This is a genomic window from Microcystis sp. M53602_WE12, from assembly GCF_030065455.1.
Classification (GTDB): domain Bacteria; phylum Cyanobacteriota; class Cyanobacteriia; order Cyanobacteriales; family Microcystaceae; genus Microcystis; species Microcystis aeruginosa.
Map to the genome: position 1 here is coordinate 1 of NZ_JASJFB010000442.1, position 2,454 is coordinate 2,454.

General features: G+C 40.3%; 4 protein-coding genes. 3 read left to right on the top strand and 1 reads right to left on the bottom strand.

Annotation, left to right across the window (positions count from 1 at the left end; all coding sequences use genetic code 11):
• Positions 1-341: 341 nt before the first annotated feature.
• Positions 342-1,337, bottom strand: a complete 996-nt coding sequence (locus PX482_RS14885) for a hypothetical protein (protein WP_002758034.1) — start codon at positions 1,335-1,337, stop codon at positions 342-344.
• A 159-nt stretch (positions 1,338-1,496) separates the two neighbouring features.
• Between PX482_RS14885 and PX482_RS14890 the strand changes: the two genes are divergently transcribed.
• The 3 genes from PX482_RS14890 (at position 1,497) to PX482_RS14900 (ending at position 2,350) form a co-directional block, all read left to right on the top strand.
• Positions 1,497-1,787: a YiaA/YiaB family inner membrane protein gene (locus PX482_RS14890; RefSeq protein ID WP_002758035.1), complete on the top strand. Its 291-nt coding sequence runs from the start codon at positions 1,497-1,499 to the stop codon at positions 1,785-1,787.
• Positions 1,788-1,857: 70 nt separating this feature from the next.
• Positions 1,858-2,100 (top strand): hypothetical protein, encoded by a 243-nt coding sequence (locus PX482_RS14895; protein ID WP_002758040.1) that lies wholly within the window; start codon positions 1,858-1,860, stop codon positions 2,098-2,100.
• A gap of 67 nt (positions 2,101-2,167) precedes the next feature.
• Entirely contained in the window at positions 2,168-2,350 is a 183-nt protein-coding gene (locus PX482_RS14900) for a hypothetical protein (protein WP_002758041.1), read from the top strand.
• Positions 2,351-2,454 lie beyond the last annotated feature (104 nt).

Sequence of the window (2,454 nt, forward strand, 5' to 3'; positions counted from 1 at the left end):
AATCCTTATCTGGCAAGAGACTTAATTGATTAGTTCGCTCTAGATCAAAAATAATTGACAAAAATCGCCAAATGCCTTTCTATATAAGGGTTCCATCCCTTATAACCCCCGTCCATTGCATAACAAAAACCGAAGAACCATCCTTATCTGGCAAAAGACTTAATTGATTAGTTCGCTCTAGATAAAAAACAATTGACAAAAATCGCTAAATGCCTTTCTATATAAGGGTTCCATCCCTTATAACCCCCGTCCATTGCATAACACAAACCGAAGAGCCAATAACTCCTGACCCCGATATATTGAGGGGATACGATTTTTTCCCCGCCACTTCCCACTCCCGATTAAAATTGAATTTCACCCATATCTAGGGATAAAAAGCGATCGAGTCCTAAATACATCCAATAAATAGAGTTTGGGGATTCCTGAATAGTTTTTTGAAATCCCAAGGCTGCGCCTAATTTCTCATAATCAGGATGAATAATCAAAGTATGTAAATCGCAGAGATTAGGAAAATCTAATATCATTCTCTGGAGAGTTTTTTGGGCATCTTGCAGGAAGATTAAACGATATTTTTCTAAATAATTAGCATCAATCATCCAACTGCGAATAAATACCGAAAGACAATTTTCATCTCCCACAGATGCCATTTTAAAAGGATCCTGTTCGTTGATCGCACTTAGATGTAAACTCTTGTTAGGAGAGGTAAAAAAATTCGCTTCCGACTCGTTTGCGGTGGGATAGAGGAGATAAAAACCGACGGGATTAAGATTATCTACCCGACGCAAAACTCGCATACCTGTGGTGTAATCTTTTGCCCAACCCCGCAACAGACGAGAAATGCGATGGGGAATTGCTTCAGCATTGCGATTCATCCAGTTATAATTGCGTGTCAGCAAGTTAGCCACAGGAATCGCATCACAACGGGGATTAAATTGATCTAATTGCAATTCTACAGATGATTCTGAGCTATCAGGCTCTAAAATCCCCGTAATTGGCTTGATTTTAATTCTGGTTGTGTTGCCGTCAAAAATTTTTTCGATTAAACCAAGGGCTGCTAATTTATCTAACATCATACCGGCAGAGCGATCGCTGCCCTGGTCTTGATCCTGATAAAATAGATCGGATGCTTGTCGATGGGTACAGATAATGGCAGTGGTGGGAAAAATTAACTGGGATAAAGGGGGTTTTACCTGTCCTTCCTTGGCAATCGCATAAATCCAAAGACGCAGAAAACAAGTGGCACGCACCCGGGTTAATCCCACTCTCCCCACCAAGTGCTCGATCATTTGTTCTTGTTTTTCCCAAGAATACCAAATTTTCAGATGTTTAATCTCCATCTTTTTGGTCCTAGATTCTGACAATGATTATACTTGATACTTCACCCCACTTCACCCCAATTCACCCCAGTTCTCAACCCTCCCCCTACTAGATAGCGCTCATTGTTGTTGCACCTCTAGAACCGACAGAATGGGTGCAGAAACATTTAGGAGACGATTATGAACGATAAAAAATACGGTACTGCTCCCAGTCATACTCAAGCGTGGATTTTTCAAACTTGGTTATCTTTTATTGTCTCTATTTCTGCCACTTCTTTAGGAGTTATTTATCTGCCGGTAGATCCGTGGATTAAAGGTTATTTAGGCATGGGTTTACTATTTAGCGTCGGTTCCACCATTAATCTATCAAAAACTGTCCGCGATGTCGAAGAATCTAAACGCTTAATTAATCGCATTGACGAAGTAAAGTTAGAACGGATCTTGACTCAGTACGATCCTTATAAGGAGTAGTTTTTCTCAGTTATTGGTTATCAGTTTTTTCGATTATTCTAACTCTTTTTTCTGACTTAGGAGAGTTTATATGCTATTCACAACTAATCTCATCGGTGTGACCAAAGGAATAATTTCTCTTTTACAAAATCCCGGTAATACGCTGTCTGTATATGATATTGAAGATGGACTAAAAGAGAGTTGGTTACAGCGATTATCTTTGCAATATGTTAAAAGCGATCGGGAGCATCTCACCTTTGTAACTCCTAAATTAAGTTTTATGTCAAGCTATTTTGAAAGCCTTGCTAGAAGCAAGTTTCATCGACAAGTATAATTACTCACTTGCACAAATGAGATGCCTCCTCCCTAACAAATAAACAAACCAATAGATACTTGAGGCAATGATGATTGCAGAATTAAATATCCGGTTAGAAGCCCACGAAAAAACAACCGAAGAGATAAGGCTACGGAAGGAAGATATCGACCGGCAGTCGGCCGAGTTTAACCAGTGGATGACCAGAATCAAAGCAAGGCTGGATGCGATCGCAGGCAAGATCGAACGGGCCAAAAACAACACCAAGTAGAGCGAACGCAAAGCGTTCGCTACGCCAGATCGCATTCTCTCGCTCAAAGGAAAAGGTGCTTCATGAGTTTATTGTCGGCAAATCGATCGCTTCGACCAACTAAC

Excerpts from the sequence above, each read along its gene's own strand:
- PX482_RS14895 (WP_002758040.1), top strand. The coding sequence starts at position 1,858 with ATGCTATTCACAACTAATCTCATCGGTGTGACCAAAGGAATAATTTCT.
- PX482_RS14890 (WP_002758035.1), top strand. The coding sequence starts at position 1,497 with ATGAACGATAAAAAATACGGTACTGCTCCCAGTCATACTCAAGCGTGG.
- PX482_RS14885 (WP_002758034.1), bottom strand. The coding sequence starts at position 1,337 with ATGGAGATTAAACATCTGAAAATTTGGTATTCTTGGGAAAAACAAGAA.
- PX482_RS14900 (WP_002758041.1), top strand. The coding sequence starts at position 2,168 with ATGATGATTGCAGAATTAAATATCCGGTTAGAAGCCCACGAAAAAACA.